Below are 15183 nucleotides of genomic sequence, written 5' to 3' on the forward strand. Positions count from 1 at the left end.
CGGAGCTGGAAGGGATTAGCCTTCCGAAGCTTCTTCAGCCGGGGCCTCGGCGGCCGGGGCTTCTTCAGCGGCGGCTTCTTCGACCGGAGCCGGAGCAGCGGCGGCTTCGGCGGCCGCGGCGGCGGCGGCTTCAGCGGCGGCCTTGGCGTCTTCCTTGGCCTGGGCTTCGGCGGCGGCGCGCTCTTCTTCGCGCTGGGCGCGCTCGGCGGTGCGTTCCTTGGCCTTCTTGCCCGGCTCGCCCTTCTTCGGGTTGTTGCCGGCGGTCCAGGTCGACAGGCCTTGGGCGGCCAGGAAGCGCGCGACGCGGTCGGTCGGCTGAGCGCCCTTCTTGATCCACTCCTGGATCGACTCGACCTTCAGGGTCACGCGAGCCGGGTCGTCCTTCTTGAGGAGCGGGTTGTAGGTGCCGACCTTCTCGATGAAGCGGCCATCGCGCGGCGAGTGGCTGTCGGCGATGACGATCGAGTAGTACGGACGCTTCTTGGCGCCGCCACGGGCGAGACGGATCTTCAGCATTGGTCTAAGTCCTTGGGTCTAAAGTCTATTTTTTCTTGAACGGATTAAAGCCGGGCGGCAGGCCGCCCAGGCCGGAGAGCGGGTTGGCCCCGCCCCCGAGGCCCGGCAGACCGGGCAGCCCCGGAAGGCCTTGGCCTCCCGTCGCATTGGGATCGGCCGCGGGCGCCTTGCCGCCGCCGAGGGATTTCAAACGGGCCATGTCGCCGCCGCCGAGCATGCCGGCCATGCGGGCCAGGCCCTTGCCGCCGTCCTTGCTCATCGACTTGAACATGTCGGCCATCTGGCGGTGCTGCTTGAGCAGGCGATTGACCTCGGCCACGTCGACGCCGGCGCCGGCCGCGATGCGGCGCTTGCGCGAGGCGGCCAGCACGTCGGGCTTCTTGCGCTCCAGCTTGGTCATCGAGCTGATGATCGCCTGCTGGCGGCGGAAGATGCTGTCGTCGATGCCGCTGTCGGCGATCTGCTTCTTGACCTTCTGGACCCCCGGCAGGAGGCCCATGATGCCTTCCATGCCGCCCATCTTCTGCATCTGAGACAGCTGGGCCGACAGGTCGTTGAGGTCGAACTGGCCCTTGGCCAGCTTCTTGGCCATGCGCTCGGCTTCGGCCGCGTCGAGGTCGGCGGCGGCCTTCTCGACCAGCGCGACGACGTCGCCCTGACCCAGGATCCGGCCGGCGACGCGACGGGCGTCGAAGACGTCGAGCTGGTCGATCTTCTCGCCGGCGCCAAGAAACTTGATCGGCAGGCCGGTGACGTGGCGCATCGACAGCGCCGCGCCGCCTCGGCCGTCGCCGTCGGCGCGGGTCAGGATCAGGCCGGTGAGCGGCAGGCGCTCGTGGAAGGCCTTGGCCGTACGCACGGCGTCCTGGCCGGTCAGGCTGTCGGCGACCAGCAGGGTCTCGGACGGATTGGCGATGCGGGCGATTTCCGCCGCTTCGCTCATCATCGCCTCGTCCAGCGTGGTGCGGCCGGCGGTGTCGAGGATCAGGACGTCGTAGCCGCTGAGGCGGGCGGCCGTCATGGCGCGCTTGGCGATGTCGACGGCGCTCTGGCCGGCGACGATCGGCAGGCTCTCGACGCCGACCTGCTGGGCCAGGGTCGCCAGCTGCTCCATGGCCGCCGGGCGGCGGGTGTCGAGCGAGGCGACCAGCACCTTCTTGCGCTCGGTCTTCGAAAGACGCAGCGCCAGCTTGCCGGTGGTGGTGGTTTTACCGGAGCCCTGCAGACCAGCCATCAGGATGATGGTCGGCGGGTTCAAAGCCAGGTTCAGGCCGGTGGGGACTTCCCCGCCCAGCATGTCGACCAGGCCGTCATAGACGATCTTGACCACCTGGTCGGCCGGCTTGACCGACCGGATGACGGCTTCGCCGCCGGCGCTTTCCTTGGCCTTGCTGATGAAGTCCTTGACCACCGGCAGGGCGACGTCGGCTTCCAGCAGGGCGACGCGGACTTCGCGCAGGGCCTCGTCGATGTCCTTTTCGGACAGCACGCCGCGACCGCCGAGGCGGTCGAAGACCCCTGAAAGTCGCTCTGTAAGGCCGTCGAACATGCGAAACCCTAGTCCAAACACGAGACCAAACGCGATCAGCCCCCGTGGACGATCACGTCGACGGGGGTCCTCGCCGTCCTCGTCCGCATGGGATCCCGGGCTACCGGGGCGGGGTCGTGACGGTGGAGGCGCTGCTGATAAAGCGCCGGAAGTGGGCGCTTATGCGGGAGGGCTGTGGAAAATGCAAGGATTTCGAGTCGCTTGCGGGCTGCGGCTGGGAAGACACGGTGCGGCCGGAACCGCTCCGACAAGGAAGGCCGAGCCTTTGCCTTTCCGCCTGCGGAGGATTATGGGCTTCATCGAACGCGTTCGACGGGATGCGGTCAGGGATTGGGGTCCCGTTTATTCTGGTTTGATCGCAAGGACTCCATGTCGACCAAGCTCCTCGCCGCCGCCTCGGCTGCGCTCGCCCTCGTCCTGCCGGCCGCCGCGCTGGCCCAAGCCTTGCCCTACAAGGATATCGAAGCCCCCTCGACCTGGGAGGTCGATGTCGGCGGCGGTCCCGTCTACGGCTTCAGCCCGGGCGGCAAGGACCCGCACAAGACCAACTTCACCCTCTGGGGCAGCGCCACCTGGAAGGACAAGGTCTACGCCAACGGCCTCGACGGCCTGGGCTACAACGTTGTCAAGCAGGACGACCTGCGCGCCGGCGTGCAGCTGCGCCCGCGCTGGGGCGGCCCTGACGACACCTCCAGCGGCATCGAGAGCCCCGACACCGGCGCGGACCTCGCCGTCTACGCCTACAAGCGCACCTGGAAGGACTGGGTGGTCGGCGGCCGCATCGGCCATGACGTCACCGGAGTCTCCGACGGCTGGGATTTCTGGGGCTCGGTCTCGCGCCAGGACGTCACGCCCGTGGGCCTGCTGCAGTCGATGGTCTACGCCCGCGGCGGCGACAAAAACACCAACCGCACCTTCTACGGCGTGTCGGCCAAGGACGTGGCGGCCGTGCCGACCCTGACGCGATACGAGCCCAAGGCCGGGCTGAACCAGGTGGGCGTCGCCTTCCTGATGATGACCCCGATCGGCGACAAATACGCGATCGGGACCTTCGCCAACTACGAACGCATCCTGGGCGAAGCCGCCGACAGCCCGCTGACCGAACTCTACGGCCAGCAGGACGAATACCGCGGCGGCCTGATCGTCGTGCGGCGGTTCATCGGGCGGTAGGTCCTCCTCCTCTTCCCGTCATTCCCGCCCTTGTGGCGGGAACCCCTCTATCAGCCGCAAGGTCGGATGGGGCGGCGTGCTCAGCACGCCGCTTGCGTCTCACGTGTCAGCGGAACCAGAGGTTCCCGCCACAAGGGCGGGAATGACGGGAGCAAAGGGGTCCTAGTTCGGCGATGTCACCGTCGCGCCCTGCGCCTTCAGGCGATCCAGCACGCCGTTGCGGGGCAACAGGAAGGCCAGATCCACCACCGCCACGGTGACGCCAGGACGGTTCAGGGCCTCGCTCAGCGCCTTGGCCGACTGGCCGATCTGGTCGTCGAGCAGGCCCGCCCCGCCCGGCGCACGCAGCAGGCAGCGTTGGGCGGCGCTGGAGGAGTAGCGGGCGCGCACGGCGGCGATATCGCCCTCGGCCCAGTCCTTGCCCAGCGTGTTCCAGCGCGGGGCCTCGTAATCGATCTCGTTGAGGGCGTCGCGCAGGCAGGCCAGGTTGGCCTCGTCCGACAGCTTGCCGGCGCTTGAGAGCACCGGACCCAGGCGATACTGGCTCATGGCCTTGATCTTCACGCCCTTGGCTTTCGCCATGCGTTCGATGGTGCTGACCGGCTTGGCCTCCGAAAGCCCCGCGGCCTGGCGGAAGTCGGACAGCAGGATGAAGCCCGCCACGGCCGGCTTCCAGTCCTTGTAGGGCACGGCCGTGCGCTTGGCCTGGGTGCGGGCCTTGACGAAGCGGTCCTTCAGGTCGGGCGGCAGGCGGTCTTCCAGCTTCTTGCCGAAGCCCTGGCGCACCCCGCCCCCGCCGGTCAGCACGAACTTGGTGATCTGCATCGGTCCCACCGAGGCCTCGGGCGGCACCAGCACCAGACTGGCCTGGTCGAGGGCGCGGTTGAGGCGCGGGCTGTCCCACTTCAGCTGGTGCGGCAGGGGCGCGGCCGAGCCGAGCACGTAGAGCTTGGCGCCGTTCTTCTCGACCAGCCACAGGGCCGGCCCCGGCGGCCGGGCGACGACCAGCAGTTCCTCGACCACCGCGCTGCCGGGATCGGTCGGTTGCAGCTCGACGGTAGATGTCTGGGCCAAGGCCGGAACCGAGACGGCGAAGGCGAGCGCGGCGACGGCGGCGATCCGGGCGGTCTTGGCGGCCATGCGTCGTTCTCCTGGGTAGGCACGCAGACATAATGCGCGTCGCCGGATGGCGAAACGGGGGCCTGAAGGGGGTCTGTCTTGCGCGGGACGGCCGACGCATGGCTGTCTGCCTGCGCTGTTCGGCGATCCTGGAGGGGGAAACATGCGCGGATTGATGAGCGCGGCCTGCGTGGCCGCCGTCCTGGCGGGAAGCGTCGCTTCACCGGCCCTGGCCCAGGCGCCTGCCGCGGCCGCCGCGCCCTCCCCCGCCACCGCGGCGCTGAAGACCCTGATCGACGAGCACTGGGCCTGGTGGCTGAAAGGCTCGCCGCTGCAGGCCACCCTGCTGGGCGTGCGGACCTATGACGACCAGCTGGACGATCCGTCCCTGGCCTTCGCCGACCGCCGCGCCGCTGAGGCCGCCGCCTTCCTCAAGCGTCTCGACGCCATTTCCGATGCGGGCCTGTCGCCGGCCGACCGGGTCAACAAGGCGATCCTGCACCGGATGCTGAGCGAGCAGGTCGAGGGCAACCAGTTCGGCCAGCGCACCATGCTGTTCTCCAGCATCGGCAGCTGGCACCAGTATTTCGCCGCCCTGCCCGACATGCTGCCGTTCTTCACCAAGGCCGACTACGACAGCTACCTGACCCGGCTCGACCTCTATCCGGCCTACAACAGGGCCTCGATCGAGACGGTCCGCGCGGGCCTGAACAAGGGCTACGTCCAGCCGTGCGAGCCGATGAAGGCGTTCGGGGCGACCATCACCGCCACCATCGTCAAGGATCCGGAGGCCTCGACCTTCTACAAGCCGTTCAAGGCCAGGAAGCCCTCGACCATCAGCGACGCCGACTGGGCGGCCATGCAGGCGCGGGCCAAGGCGGCGATCACCGGCAAGATCAATCCCGCCTACCAGGCCCTGTCGGACTTCTACGAGAAGGACTACGCGCCCAAGTGCCGGACCAGCATCGGCGCCTCGGCCCTGCCCCAGGGCCCGGCCTGGTACGCCTACCAGGTGCGGGTGATGACCACGACGACCAAGACGCCCGACGAGATCCACCAGCTGGGCGTGTCGGAAGTGGCCCGCATCCGCGCCGAGATGGACGAGGTGGCCAGGAAGAGCGGCATTGCGCCCGACCGCAAGGCCTTCATCGAGAAGCTGCGCACCGATCCGAAGTACTACGCCAAGACCCCGGGCGAGCTGATGCGCGAGGCGACGTTCCTGGCCAAGACCATCGACGGCTGGATGCCCAAGCTGTTCGGAACCCTGCCCCGACTGCCCTACACCGTGCGCGAGATCCCGGCCGAGATCGCCGAGGGCAACACCACGGCCTATTACAACGCCGGCTTCGCCAGCACCGGCGCCCCAGGGGTCTATTTCGTCAACACCACGCACCTGGACCAGCGGCCGCTCTATGAGATGCCGGCCCTGACGGTGCACGAGGCCGTGCCGGGCCACCACCACCAGATCTCGCTGCAGCAGGAACTGGACCTGCCGGAATTCCGCAAGAACGCGGCCTTCTTCACCGGCTTCGTCGAGGGCTGGGGCCTCTATTCCGAGCGCCTGGGCATCGAGATGGGCCTCTACGACACCCCCGAGAAGGACATGGGCCGCCTCTCCTACGAGATGTGGCGCGCCTGCCGCCTGGTGGTCGACACCGGCATCCATTCCAAGGGCTGGACCCGCGACCAGGCCATCGCCTTCATGCTCGAGAACACGGCCCTGAACCGCACCAATGTCGAGGCCGAGGTCGACCGCTACATCACCTGGCCCGGCCAGGCCCTGGCCTACAAGCTGGGCGAACTGAAGATCCGCGAGCTGCGGGCGCGGGCGGAGAAGGAACTGGGTCCCAAGTTCGACATCCGCGGCTTCCACGACGCGGTGCTGAAGAACGGCGCGGTGCCGCTGGACGTTCTGGAAACGCAGGTGGACGCCTGGATCGCGGAGAGGAAGGGCGCCTGATCCCTCTCCCCCTTGCGGGAGAGGGTGGCCTGCGAAGCAGGTCGGGTGAGGGGTCTCTCAGACCTCAAAGCCGCGTGCGGCGGTCAGGTCGGGAGAGGCGTCTCAGATTTGAGAGACCCCTCATCCGTCGGCTTCGCCGCCACCTTCTCCCGCAAGGGGAGAAGGGAACATATGCGGCGCCGCACAATGACGCGCTGGAAGTCGCTTGATTTTTGGACGAAGTCGTCCATTTATCCCGCGACACGTCCGCCAGGCGAATAATCGCTGCGTCTGGACGTCCTCCTTTCTTGCAGGATCAGGCCATGGCCGAGGCGAAGAAGAAGAAGCTGGTTCCGCTGCTGGTCGCTGGCGTCGCCGGCGCGGCCATCCTGGTCGGCGGCGTGTTCTGGTACATCGACAAGCAGCGCTTCGAGAGCACCGACAACGCCTTCGTCCAGGCCGACACCGTCTCGGTCAGTCCTCAAGTCACCGGCTACGTCGCGCAGGTCCTGGTCGCCGACAACCAGCGCGTCGAGGCTGGCCAGGTGCTGGCCAAGATCGACCCCTCGACCTTCCAGGCCAAGCTTGATCAGGCCATCGCCAACGCCGCGGCCCTCGACGCCGCCATCAAGAGCGTCGACGACAAGGCCATCCTCGAACAGGCCCTGATCCAGCAGCGCCAGGCCGGCGTGAGCAGCGCCCAGGCCGACGCCGGCCGGGCCCGCGCCGACGTCGAGCGCTACGACGCCCTGGCCAAGCAGGGCTGGGTCTCGCAGCAGAAGGTGCAGACCGAACGCGCCGGCGCCAAGCAGTCGGACGCCGCCGTCGCCAGCGCCCAGGCCGCCCTCGAGGCCGAGCGCCGCACCGCGGGCGCTCTCGGCTCGGCCCGCGCCCAGAGCATCGCCCAGGCCGCCGCGGCCCGCGCCGCCGTCGACCAGGCCCGCCTCGACCTGGAGCGCACCGTGATCCGCGCCCCCGCCGCCGGCGTGGTCGGCGCCCGCAGCGTGCGCCCGGGCCAGTTGGTGCAGCCGGGCACGTCGCTGATGTCGGTCGTGCCGCTGGGCCAGAGCTTCATCGTCGCCAACTTCAAGGAGACCCAGGTCTCGCGCCTGCGTATCGGCCAGCCGGTCGAGATCAAGGCCGACGCCTTCGGCAAGCAGAAGATCGTCGGCAAGGTCGACAGCTTCGCCCCGGCCACCGGCCAGGAGTTCGCCCTGATCCCGGTCGAGAACGCGGTGGGCAACTTCACCAAGATCACCCAGCGCCTGCCGGTGAAGATCGTCGTCGACCGCAGCAAGCTGGGCGCGGCCCTGCGCCCAGGCCTGTCGGTCGAGGTCAAGGTCGACGTCCGCGACCGCTCTGGCGCGTCGTTCGCCGACGCCGCCCAGGGGCCGCAGGTCGCCCGCCAGGACGCCCCTGCTTCGGCCCAAAGCCGCTAAGGCCGCGCCGTCGTGACCGACGCCGCCCTCCCCGCCTCCGCCAAGGCCCCGCCGGCAAAACCGGCGGCCGAGGTCGACTGGACCAAGCTGTTCCTCGGCTTCGGGGCCATGGTCATCGGCCAGTTCATGGCCATCCTCGACATCCAGATCGTGGCCGCCTCGCTGCCGCAGATCCAGGCCGGCGTCGGAGCCAGCACCGACCAGGTCAGCTGGATCCAGACCGCCTACCTGATCCCCGAGGTCGTGATGATCCCGCTGTCGGGATACCTCTCGCGCCTCTGGGGCACCCAGCGCCTCTACATGGCCTCGTGCCTGGGCTTCATCGTCATGAGCGTGGCGACGGGCCTCTCCTCGTCGATCGACATGATGATCCTGACGCGGGCCCTGCAGGGCTTCATCGGCGGGGCGATGATCCCGACGGTGTTCGCCGTGGCCTTCACCGCCTTCCCGCCCGAGCGCCGGATCACCGCCAGCGTCATCATGGGCCTGATCGTCACCCTGGCCCCGACCGTCGGTCCCACCCTGGGCGGCCACCTGACCGAATGGCTGTCCTGGCGCTGGCTGTTCTTCATCAACGTGCCGCCCGGGATCCTGGTGCTGTTCGCGGTGGCCAAGTGGGGCGACTTCGACAAGGGCGACCCGAGCCTGGCCAAGGGCTTCGACTGGACGGGCCTGGCGGTCATGGCCGCCTTCCTGATGAGCATGCAGTACGTGCTGGAGGAAGGCGCCAAGGAGAACTGGTTCGACGACGACCTGATCCTGGGCCTGACCGTCGTGGCGGTGACCACCGGCGTCGTCTTCATCTGGCGGCAGCTGACCTACAAGAACCCGATCGTCGAACTTCGAGCCTTCGCCAACCGCAACTTCAGCATCGGCGTGCTGATGACCGCGATCTCCGGCGCCAGCCTGTTCGGCGGCACCTTCCTGCTGCCGCAGTTCCTCAGCCGCGTGCGGGGCTATTCGGCCTCCGAAGTGGGCACGACCATGGTCGTCTCGGGCCTGTCCATGTTCGCCACCGGCCCGGTCGCCGGCCGCATCGTGCGCAAGATGGATCCGCGCATTCCCATGTGCATCGGCTTCCTGCTGGCGGGCTGGGGCATGTACATGGCCCACGGCGTGACCAAAAACTGGGGTTTCTGGGAATTCGCCGGGGTCCAGGCTTGTCGCGGCGTCGGGGTCATGATCGCGATGATCGCCACCCAGCAGATCACGATGAGCACCCTGCCCCAGCACATGGTCAAGAACGCCTCCGGCCTCGTGAACCTGGCCCGCAACACCGGCGGCGCCATCGGCCTGGCGCTGCTGGCGACCAGCATCACCCAGCAGACCGCCCTCTACTTCAACGACATGTCGTCGAAGGTGATGGCCGGCGGCGAGACCTCGACCATGATGGCGGGCCTGGCCGCGCGCATGCAGCAGCTGGGCGTCACCGACCCCGATGGCGCGGCGCGCAAGGCGATCGGCCAGATGCTCACCCAGCAGTCGACGGTGCTGGCCTTCGGCGACAGCTTCACCCTGCTGGCCTACGGTTGCTTCGCGGCCGCCGTGGTCAGCCTGCTGGCGGCCCCGCCCAAGGTGCTGCCGCCGCCGCCTTCGGACGCCCACTGATGCCCAGGATCGCCGGCCAGATCGACGTCGCCAAGACCGAAGCCATCCTCGACGCCGCCGTCGAGGTGATCGGTCAGCGCGGCCTTTCCGCCCCGATGGAGGAGATCGCCCGCCGCGCCGGGGTCTCCAAGCAGACCGTCTACAACCACTACGGCTCCAAGGCCGAGCTGGTGAAGGCGCTGATGGCCCGCCGGGTAGCCCGCATCACCGCCCCTCTGCGCGAGCCGGGGGCGGTCGACAATCCGCAGGAGGCCCTGGAGGCCTTCGCCCGCTCGATGCTGGAGACGGTGATCACCACCAACGGCTATTCGGTGCTGCGGGTGATCATCCAGGGCGCCGGCGAGATGCCCGACGTCGCCAACGAGGTGTTCGAGGCCGGCCCTCGCCAGACGCGTCGCCAGCTGGCGGCGTTCCTGGAAACCGAGACCAGGCTCGGTCGCCTGGCCGTCGACGATCCCGAACAGGCCGCCGAGTTCTTCGCCGGCATGGTGCTGGGTCACAGCCAGTTGCGCGCCCTGCTGCGCCTGCCCTCGGACCGCACGCCCGCCGAGTTCGACGCCCTGGCGGCGGCGGCCGCGGCGCGGTTCATGCGAGCCTACGCGCCTTAGCTCTCGCCGCATCCAGGCGGGTATGTCCTGTCTGGTGTGAAACACACGCCAGACCTCGATTTGATCGGACTGCTCGACGTTAAGCACCAGGTACGGGTAGCGCCTGAGCGGCCACGTTCGAAGACCGGGCCACTTCAGTTCGTGGGCGTAGCGTGGCGATCCGGCCGCCGGACGAGCGGCAATGACTCTGTAGGCGTTCTGCAGGGCATCAACGAAACCGACGGCGGCGGACGATCCCGCTTCCCGCAATACCATTCGAACACCGCGTTGATATCGGCTCTGGCCTTGACGGTGTGGACGACCGGTTTGGCGGTCACTGGCCTCTTATGGCCCTGGCGCGCAGTTCGTCGAAGTAAGCGTCATCGGCGGGGGGCCCGAGAGGCGATTGAGCGCCTTCAAGCACCTTTGCTCTGAGGGTCTCGCGATCCTGCTCGCGACGGATCAGTTCGCGCACATAATCGGCCTCGCCCTCGTAGCCTTGAGCGGCGGTCTGCTCCTCGACAAAGGCCTGGAGCGTCTCCGGCAGAGCGATGTTCAGCGTGCTCATGCGCGTACGCTAACACCAGCGACGCCCACGAAAAAGCCCGGCGGATCGCTCCACCGGGCTCGTTCGTCAGCGAGAACCGAAGGGGATCAGCCCTCGGCTTCGTCGGGCATGCCCATCATGTGGAATCCGGCGTCGACGTGGACGACTTCGCCCGTGGTCGAGCGGCCCAGGTCCGAGACCAGCCACAGGGCGGCGCCGGCGACGCCTTCCATCGAGGTGTCTTCCTTCATGGCGCTGAAGGCGCGGCCCTGGGCGATCATGCCGCGGCCGCCGGCGATGCCTGCGAGAGCGAGCGTGCGCATGGCGCCGGCCGAGATGGCGTTGCAGCGGATGCCCTTGGGACCGAGGTCCCGGGCGATGTAGCGGGTCGCCGCTTCCAGGGCGGCCTTGGCCACGCCCATGGTGTTGTAGTTCGGGATGGTCCGCTCCGACCCGAGGTAGGTCATGGTGATCAGCGAACCGCCGTTCGGCATGATCTTGGCGGCGCGCTTGGCCACGTCGACAAAGCTGAAGGCCGAGATGTTCATCGCCGTGAGGAAGCCCTCGCGGGTGGTGTTGTCGACGAACGAGCCCTTCAGCTCGTCCTTGTTGGCGAAGGCCACCGAGTGGACCACGAAATCAATCGTGCCGAACTTCTCCTCGATGGCGGCGAAGGCCGCGTCCATCGAGGCGTCGTCGGTGACGTCGGCCGGGATCAGGGTGTTGACGCCGATGCTCTCGGCCAGCGGGCGCACGCGGCGCTCCAGCGCTTCGCCCTGATAGGTGAAGGCCATCTCGGCGCCCTGGGCGGCCAGTTGGCTGGCGATGCCCCAGGCGATGGAGTTGTGATTGGCCACGCCCATGACGAGGCCTTTCTTGCCCGCCATCAGCTCGCCCTTGGGGAATGCGTAGTCGTCGGCCATCGGTCGGCTCCTTGATCTTTGGCCGCTGGTTAGCAGTCCCGTCGCGACGACGGAACCCCGGCGGCCTAGAAACGCGGCGTGTAGCGGGTCAGCCGGTAGACGATGGCCGCCGCCAACTGCTTGACGGGGATCGCCACACGACGGCCCGCGCGGCGCGGCCAGCGCCAGCCGCCGGTGGCCATGTCTGCGGGCAGGCGGCGCGCCTGGTGGTCCGACGTCGACAGCATCGGCGTGTAGTAGACGCAGTCGTCGAAATAGTAGTGCAGCACCAGCGAGCGCCGCGTGGAAGCCGGGTCGAGCATCTTCGAGCCGCCGTGGGCCAGATTGGCCGCCCACACCGCGATCTGGCCCTTCTTGAGCATGGCCAATCGGGGCTCGAAGCCGCCCTCGGCCAGTTGCCGCAGGATCGCCGGACCATAGAGGGCGTTGTAGTTGGCGGTCGTGGTGGCGCCGTTCTCGGCCCCCGCATCGGCCATCGTCAGGCAGGGCAGGCGATGGCTGCCGGGATAGTAGACCAGGGGCCCGGCCTCGGGCCGCACGTCCTCCAGCGCCAGCCAGACGCCGCACATGAAGCCGCCGGGCTCGGCGTGAAAATGCAGGGTGTCGGCGTGGATGTCCTGCTGGCTGCCGCGATGGAAATTCAGGCTCTGGAACGGGAAGGGCGCGCGGCCATAGGCCAGGGCCAGGCGGGCCAGGATCTCCGGATGGGTCGCAACCCGGCGGATGGCCTCCGACCGCCGCCAGGCGTCGTGCACCCGCGCGGCGCCGTTTTCGAAATGGTGGGCGGTCTCGGCGTCGATGCGGTCGCAGAGGTCCAGCAGGTCGTCGCCCAGATCGATGATCGCCAGGCCGTCGCGGGCCAGGTCGCGGGCGAAGGCCTTGTGCGCCTCGGGCGCGTCGGCGCACGCCAGGCGCTCTTCCAGGTCCTCGGCCTCGATCCACGGCTTGGAAGCTGCCTGGGCCGGCCCGTCCGCAATACGAGATGACATTCTGTAACGCCCCGAACTCTGGCGATACTCAATCGACGATCGACCAAATCCGGTCAAGCATCGCGGGGCGCGAAGCACGGAAGTCGAGATGATGGTCACGGCTGGCCTGGGGGCCGAGCAGGGCGGGATCGACCAGCCCGTCCCCTCCCAGGAACGGCGTCAGGTCGTCGACAAAAGCCAGGCCCTCCGCCTCGACCGCCTCGCGCAGCCGCTCGCCGACGCGGCGATGCAGCGCGGTGCGTCGCGCCAGATCGGGGATCTCCAGCCCAACGAGCGCCGCCGCCAGGTCCTGACCGGCCGGACCGTGCTGGTCGACGATGTGAGCATTGATGTAGCCGGCGCGCCAAGCGGCGTCCGACAGGGTAGGCGGGAACGGCGACATCACCCGCACGCGGGACCGTTGGCTTGCTGGAACCGCATCGACCAGGAACGCGACATAGCGGGCGATGGTCTCGTCCGCGAAGACGTCGAACTCGGCTTCGTCGAAAGCCAGGGCGCCGGCGGCCAGCCGCTTGAAGGGATGCACGAACTCGATGTCGACCTGGCCGAACTTGGCGAGGATCGGCAGGCCGTCGATCGCCAGCAGGCGGGCGAGGGCGGCGCGGACGCGAGGGCCGGCCCCAGACCGACCCCCGTCGCCGACGAGGCCGCGGGCCGAGGCGCCGGTCTCCAGGCTCCAGATCGGCAGCAGCCAGCGCCCATCGCACCGACCACGCCGGCAGAGCAGGCGGCCGTGACTGTCGCCGACCAGGCCGTAGGGCAGGGCGCCGGCCGCGATCAGGGCCGGCAGTCGGGCTTCCAGATGTGAGGCGGGGTCGGCGGCGGCCCGGCAGATCTCGGCCCAGGCCCCGTCGAGCGGGCGGAAGGCCGGCAGGGGCGAGGCGCCCGCCGACCGGATCACGGCCACGCCGGGTCCATCCGCCATGGACCACAGACGGCGAGCGCCGCCGCGAACCGTATCGATCGCGGCGGCCCGGATCAGGTCAGTCGACCTGGCCGAAGATCAGCGTGCCGTTGGTGCCGCCGAAGCCGAAGCTGTTGGACATCACCGTGTCGAGCGGCTTGTCCGAGCGCTGGCGCAGGATCGGCAGGTCGGCGAACTCGGGGTCGAGGTTCTCGATGTTGGCGCTCTCGGCGGCGAAGCCGTTCTTGAGCATCAGGATCGAGTAGATCGCTTCTTGAGCGCCGGCCGCGCCGAGGCTGTGGCCGGTCAGCGACTTGGTCGACGAGATCAGCGGGGCCTTGTCGCCGAACACCTCGCGCACCGCGCCCATCTCCTTGCTGTCGCCGACCGGCGTCGAGGTGCCGTGCGGGTTCAGATAGTCGACGGTGCGGCCGCCGGCGTCGGCCATGGCCAGCTTCATGCAGCGAGCCGCGCCTTCGCCCGACGGGGCGACCATGTCGTAGCCGTCGGAATTGGCGGCGTAGCCGATCAGCTCGCCGTAGATCTTGGCCCCACGCGCCTTGGCGTGCTCGTACTCCTCGAGCACCACGATGCCGGCGCCGCCGGCGATCACGAAGCCGTCGCGATCCTTGTCGTAGGCGCGGCTGGCCACGGCGGGGCGGTCGTTGAAGTTGCTGCTCATGGCGCCCATGGCGTCGAACAGGTTCGACAGGGTCCAGTCGAGCTCCTCGCAGCCGCCGGCGAAGACGATGTCCTGCTTGCCCAGCTGGATCTGCTCGGCGCCCGCGCCGATGCAGTGGGCGCTGGTCGCGCAGGCCGAGCTGATCGAATAGTTGATCCCGCGGATCTTGAACCAGGTCGACAGCACCGCCGACGGACCCGAGCTCATGGCCTTGGGCACCGCGAACGGACCGATCCGCTTGGGACCGCGCTCCTTGGTCGTGGCCGCGGCCTCGACGATGACGCGGGTGGACGGGCCGCCCGAGCCGACGATCAGGCCGGTGCGCTCGTTGGAAATCTCGGACTCTTCGAGGCCGGAATCCGCGATCGCCTGCTCCATGGCGATGTGGGCGTAGGCCGTGCCGGGCGCGAGGAAACGCGCCGCCCGGCGATCGACCAGACCTTCCCACTCGATCTGGGGCGCGGCGTGCACCTGGCAGCGGAAGCCGAGCTCGGCGTATTCCGGCGCGGCGACCACGCCCGACTTGGCTTCGCGCAGCGAAGCCAGCACCTCGTTGGCGTTGTTGCCGATGGACGAGACGACGCCCAGTCCCGTGACGACGACGCGACGCATATCTGTACCTCTTTCTCCCCGATCCGCCGGAGCCGGCTCCTTGCAGAACGGCCGGCTAGTCGGTTGGATCAACCCGCCATCTGTTCGGCCGTGAACAGGCCGACCTTGAGGTCCTTGGTTTCGTAGATGACCTTGCCATCGGCTTCCAGGACGCCGTCGGCGATGCCCATGACCAACTTACGCATGATCACACGCTTCAGGTCGATCTTGTAGACCACCTTCTTGATGTCCGGCGTGACCTGGCCGGTGAACTTCACTTCTCCCACACCGAGGGCGCGGCCGCGGCCGGGGGCCCCGGACCAGCCGAGAAAGAAGCCGACCAGCTGCCACAGGGCGTCCAGGCCCAGGCAGCCGGGCATCACCGGGTCGCCGATGAAGTGGCAGCCGAAGAACCAGAGGTCCGGATTGATGTCGAATTCGGCTTCGATGTAGCCCTTGCCGTGCGCGCCGCCGTCGGCCTCGATGCGGACGATGCGATCGAACATCAGCATCGGCGGCACGGGCAGCTGGGCGTTGCCGGGTCCGAACAATTCGCCCCGGCCGCAGGCCAGGAGCTCTTCGAAGGTGTAGGCGCTCTTTTGCATGGGAACGCCCCTAGC

At 68.6% G+C, this 15183-nt stretch carries 14 protein-coding genes and 1 pseudogene; 5 read left to right on the top strand and 10 right to left on the bottom strand.

What is annotated here, in order from left to right; genetic code table 11:
- Positions 1-15: 15 nt before the first annotated feature.
- Complete coding sequence (gene rpsP / locus AC07NS_RS05475) at positions 16-516, bottom strand: 30S ribosomal protein S16 (protein WP_494602054.1); 501 nt, start codon at positions 514-516, stop codon at positions 16-18.
- A 25-nt stretch (positions 517-541) separates the two neighbouring features.
- Positions 542-2065: a signal recognition particle protein gene (ffh, locus tag AC07NS_RS05480; protein WP_494602055.1), complete on the bottom strand. Its 1524-nt coding sequence runs from the start codon at positions 2063-2065 to the stop codon at positions 542-544.
- 369 nt (positions 2066-2434) lie between these two features.
- Here ffh and AC07NS_RS05485 point away from each other — a divergent pair, with 369 nt between their 5' ends.
- Positions 2435-3235, top strand: a complete 801-nt coding sequence (locus AC07NS_RS05485; RefSeq protein ID WP_494602056.1) for a MipA/OmpV family protein — start codon at positions 2435-2437, stop codon at positions 3233-3235.
- A 162-nt stretch (positions 3236-3397) separates the two neighbouring features.
- Here AC07NS_RS05485 and AC07NS_RS05490 read toward each other — a convergent pair whose 3' ends face one another.
- Positions 3398-4375 (bottom strand): TraB/GumN family protein, encoded by a 978-nt coding sequence (locus AC07NS_RS05490; protein WP_494602058.1) that lies wholly within the window; start codon positions 4373-4375, stop codon positions 3398-3400.
- 142 nt (positions 4376-4517) lie between these two features.
- On the opposite strand from AC07NS_RS05490, the gene AC07NS_RS05495 reads away from it, so the two are divergent.
- The 4 genes from AC07NS_RS05495 (at position 4518) to AC07NS_RS05510 (ending at position 9948) form a co-directional block, all read left to right on the top strand.
- Complete coding sequence (locus AC07NS_RS05495) at positions 4518-6314, top strand: DUF885 domain-containing protein (protein ID WP_494602060.1); 1797 nt, start codon at positions 4518-4520, stop codon at positions 6312-6314.
- 302 nt (positions 6315-6616) lie between these two features.
- A complete protein-coding gene (locus AC07NS_RS05500) occupies positions 6617-7732 on the top strand; it encodes an HlyD family secretion protein (protein WP_494602061.1) in 1116 nt (371 codons plus the stop codon).
- A gap of 12 nt (positions 7733-7744) precedes the next feature.
- Entirely contained in the window at positions 7745-9340 is a 1596-nt protein-coding gene (locus AC07NS_RS05505; protein ID WP_494602063.1) for a DHA2 family efflux MFS transporter permease subunit, read from the top strand.
- Positions 9340-9948, top strand: a complete 609-nt coding sequence (locus AC07NS_RS05510; protein ID WP_494602065.1) for a TetR/AcrR family transcriptional regulator — start codon at positions 9340-9342, stop codon at positions 9946-9948. The genes AC07NS_RS05505 and AC07NS_RS05510 overlap by 1 nt, the downstream gene beginning before the upstream one ends.
- 84 nt (positions 9949-10032) lie before the next feature.
- Here AC07NS_RS05510 and AC07NS_RS05515 read toward each other — a convergent pair.
- The 7 genes and pseudogenes from AC07NS_RS05515 to fabA form a co-directional block, all read right to left on the bottom strand.
- Positions 10033-10203: pseudogene (locus AC07NS_RS05515) on the bottom strand (type II toxin-antitoxin system RelE/ParE family toxin); the annotation flags it as partial.
- Positions 10204-10261: 58 nt separating this feature from the next.
- Entirely contained in the window at positions 10262-10495 is a 234-nt protein-coding gene (locus AC07NS_RS05520) for a ribbon-helix-helix domain-containing protein (protein WP_494602067.1), read from the bottom strand.
- Between the two features lie 86 nt (positions 10496-10581).
- On the bottom strand, positions 10582-11397 hold the full coding sequence (locus AC07NS_RS05525) for an enoyl-ACP reductase FabI (protein WP_058348535.1): 816 nt from the start codon (positions 11395-11397) through the stop codon (positions 10582-10584).
- 65 nt (positions 11398-11462) lie between these two features.
- A complete protein-coding gene (locus AC07NS_RS05530) occupies positions 11463-12386 on the bottom strand; it encodes a phytanoyl-CoA dioxygenase family protein (protein WP_494602068.1) in 924 nt (307 codons plus the stop codon).
- Between the two features lie 28 nt (positions 12387-12414).
- The gene (locus AC07NS_RS05535) at positions 12415-13293 is read right to left on the bottom strand and encodes a hypothetical protein (protein ID WP_494602070.1); all 879 of its coding nucleotides are present in this window, start codon (positions 13291-13293) and stop codon (positions 12415-12417) included.
- 76 nt (positions 13294-13369) lie between these two features.
- Positions 13370-14584 carry a beta-ketoacyl-ACP synthase I gene (gene fabB, locus AC07NS_RS05540; protein WP_494602072.1) on the bottom strand — a complete coding sequence of 405 codons (1215 nt, stop codon included), beginning with the start codon at positions 14582-14584 and terminating at the stop codon, positions 13370-13372.
- Between the two features lie 68 nt (positions 14585-14652).
- Positions 14653-15168 (bottom strand): 3-hydroxyacyl-[acyl-carrier-protein] dehydratase FabA, encoded by a 516-nt coding sequence (gene fabA / locus AC07NS_RS05545; protein ID WP_110119995.1) that lies wholly within the window; start codon positions 15166-15168, stop codon positions 14653-14655.
- Positions 15169-15183: the final 15 nt, after the last annotated feature.

The organism is Caulobacter sp. GW821-FHT10A10 (genome assembly GCF_059415745.1).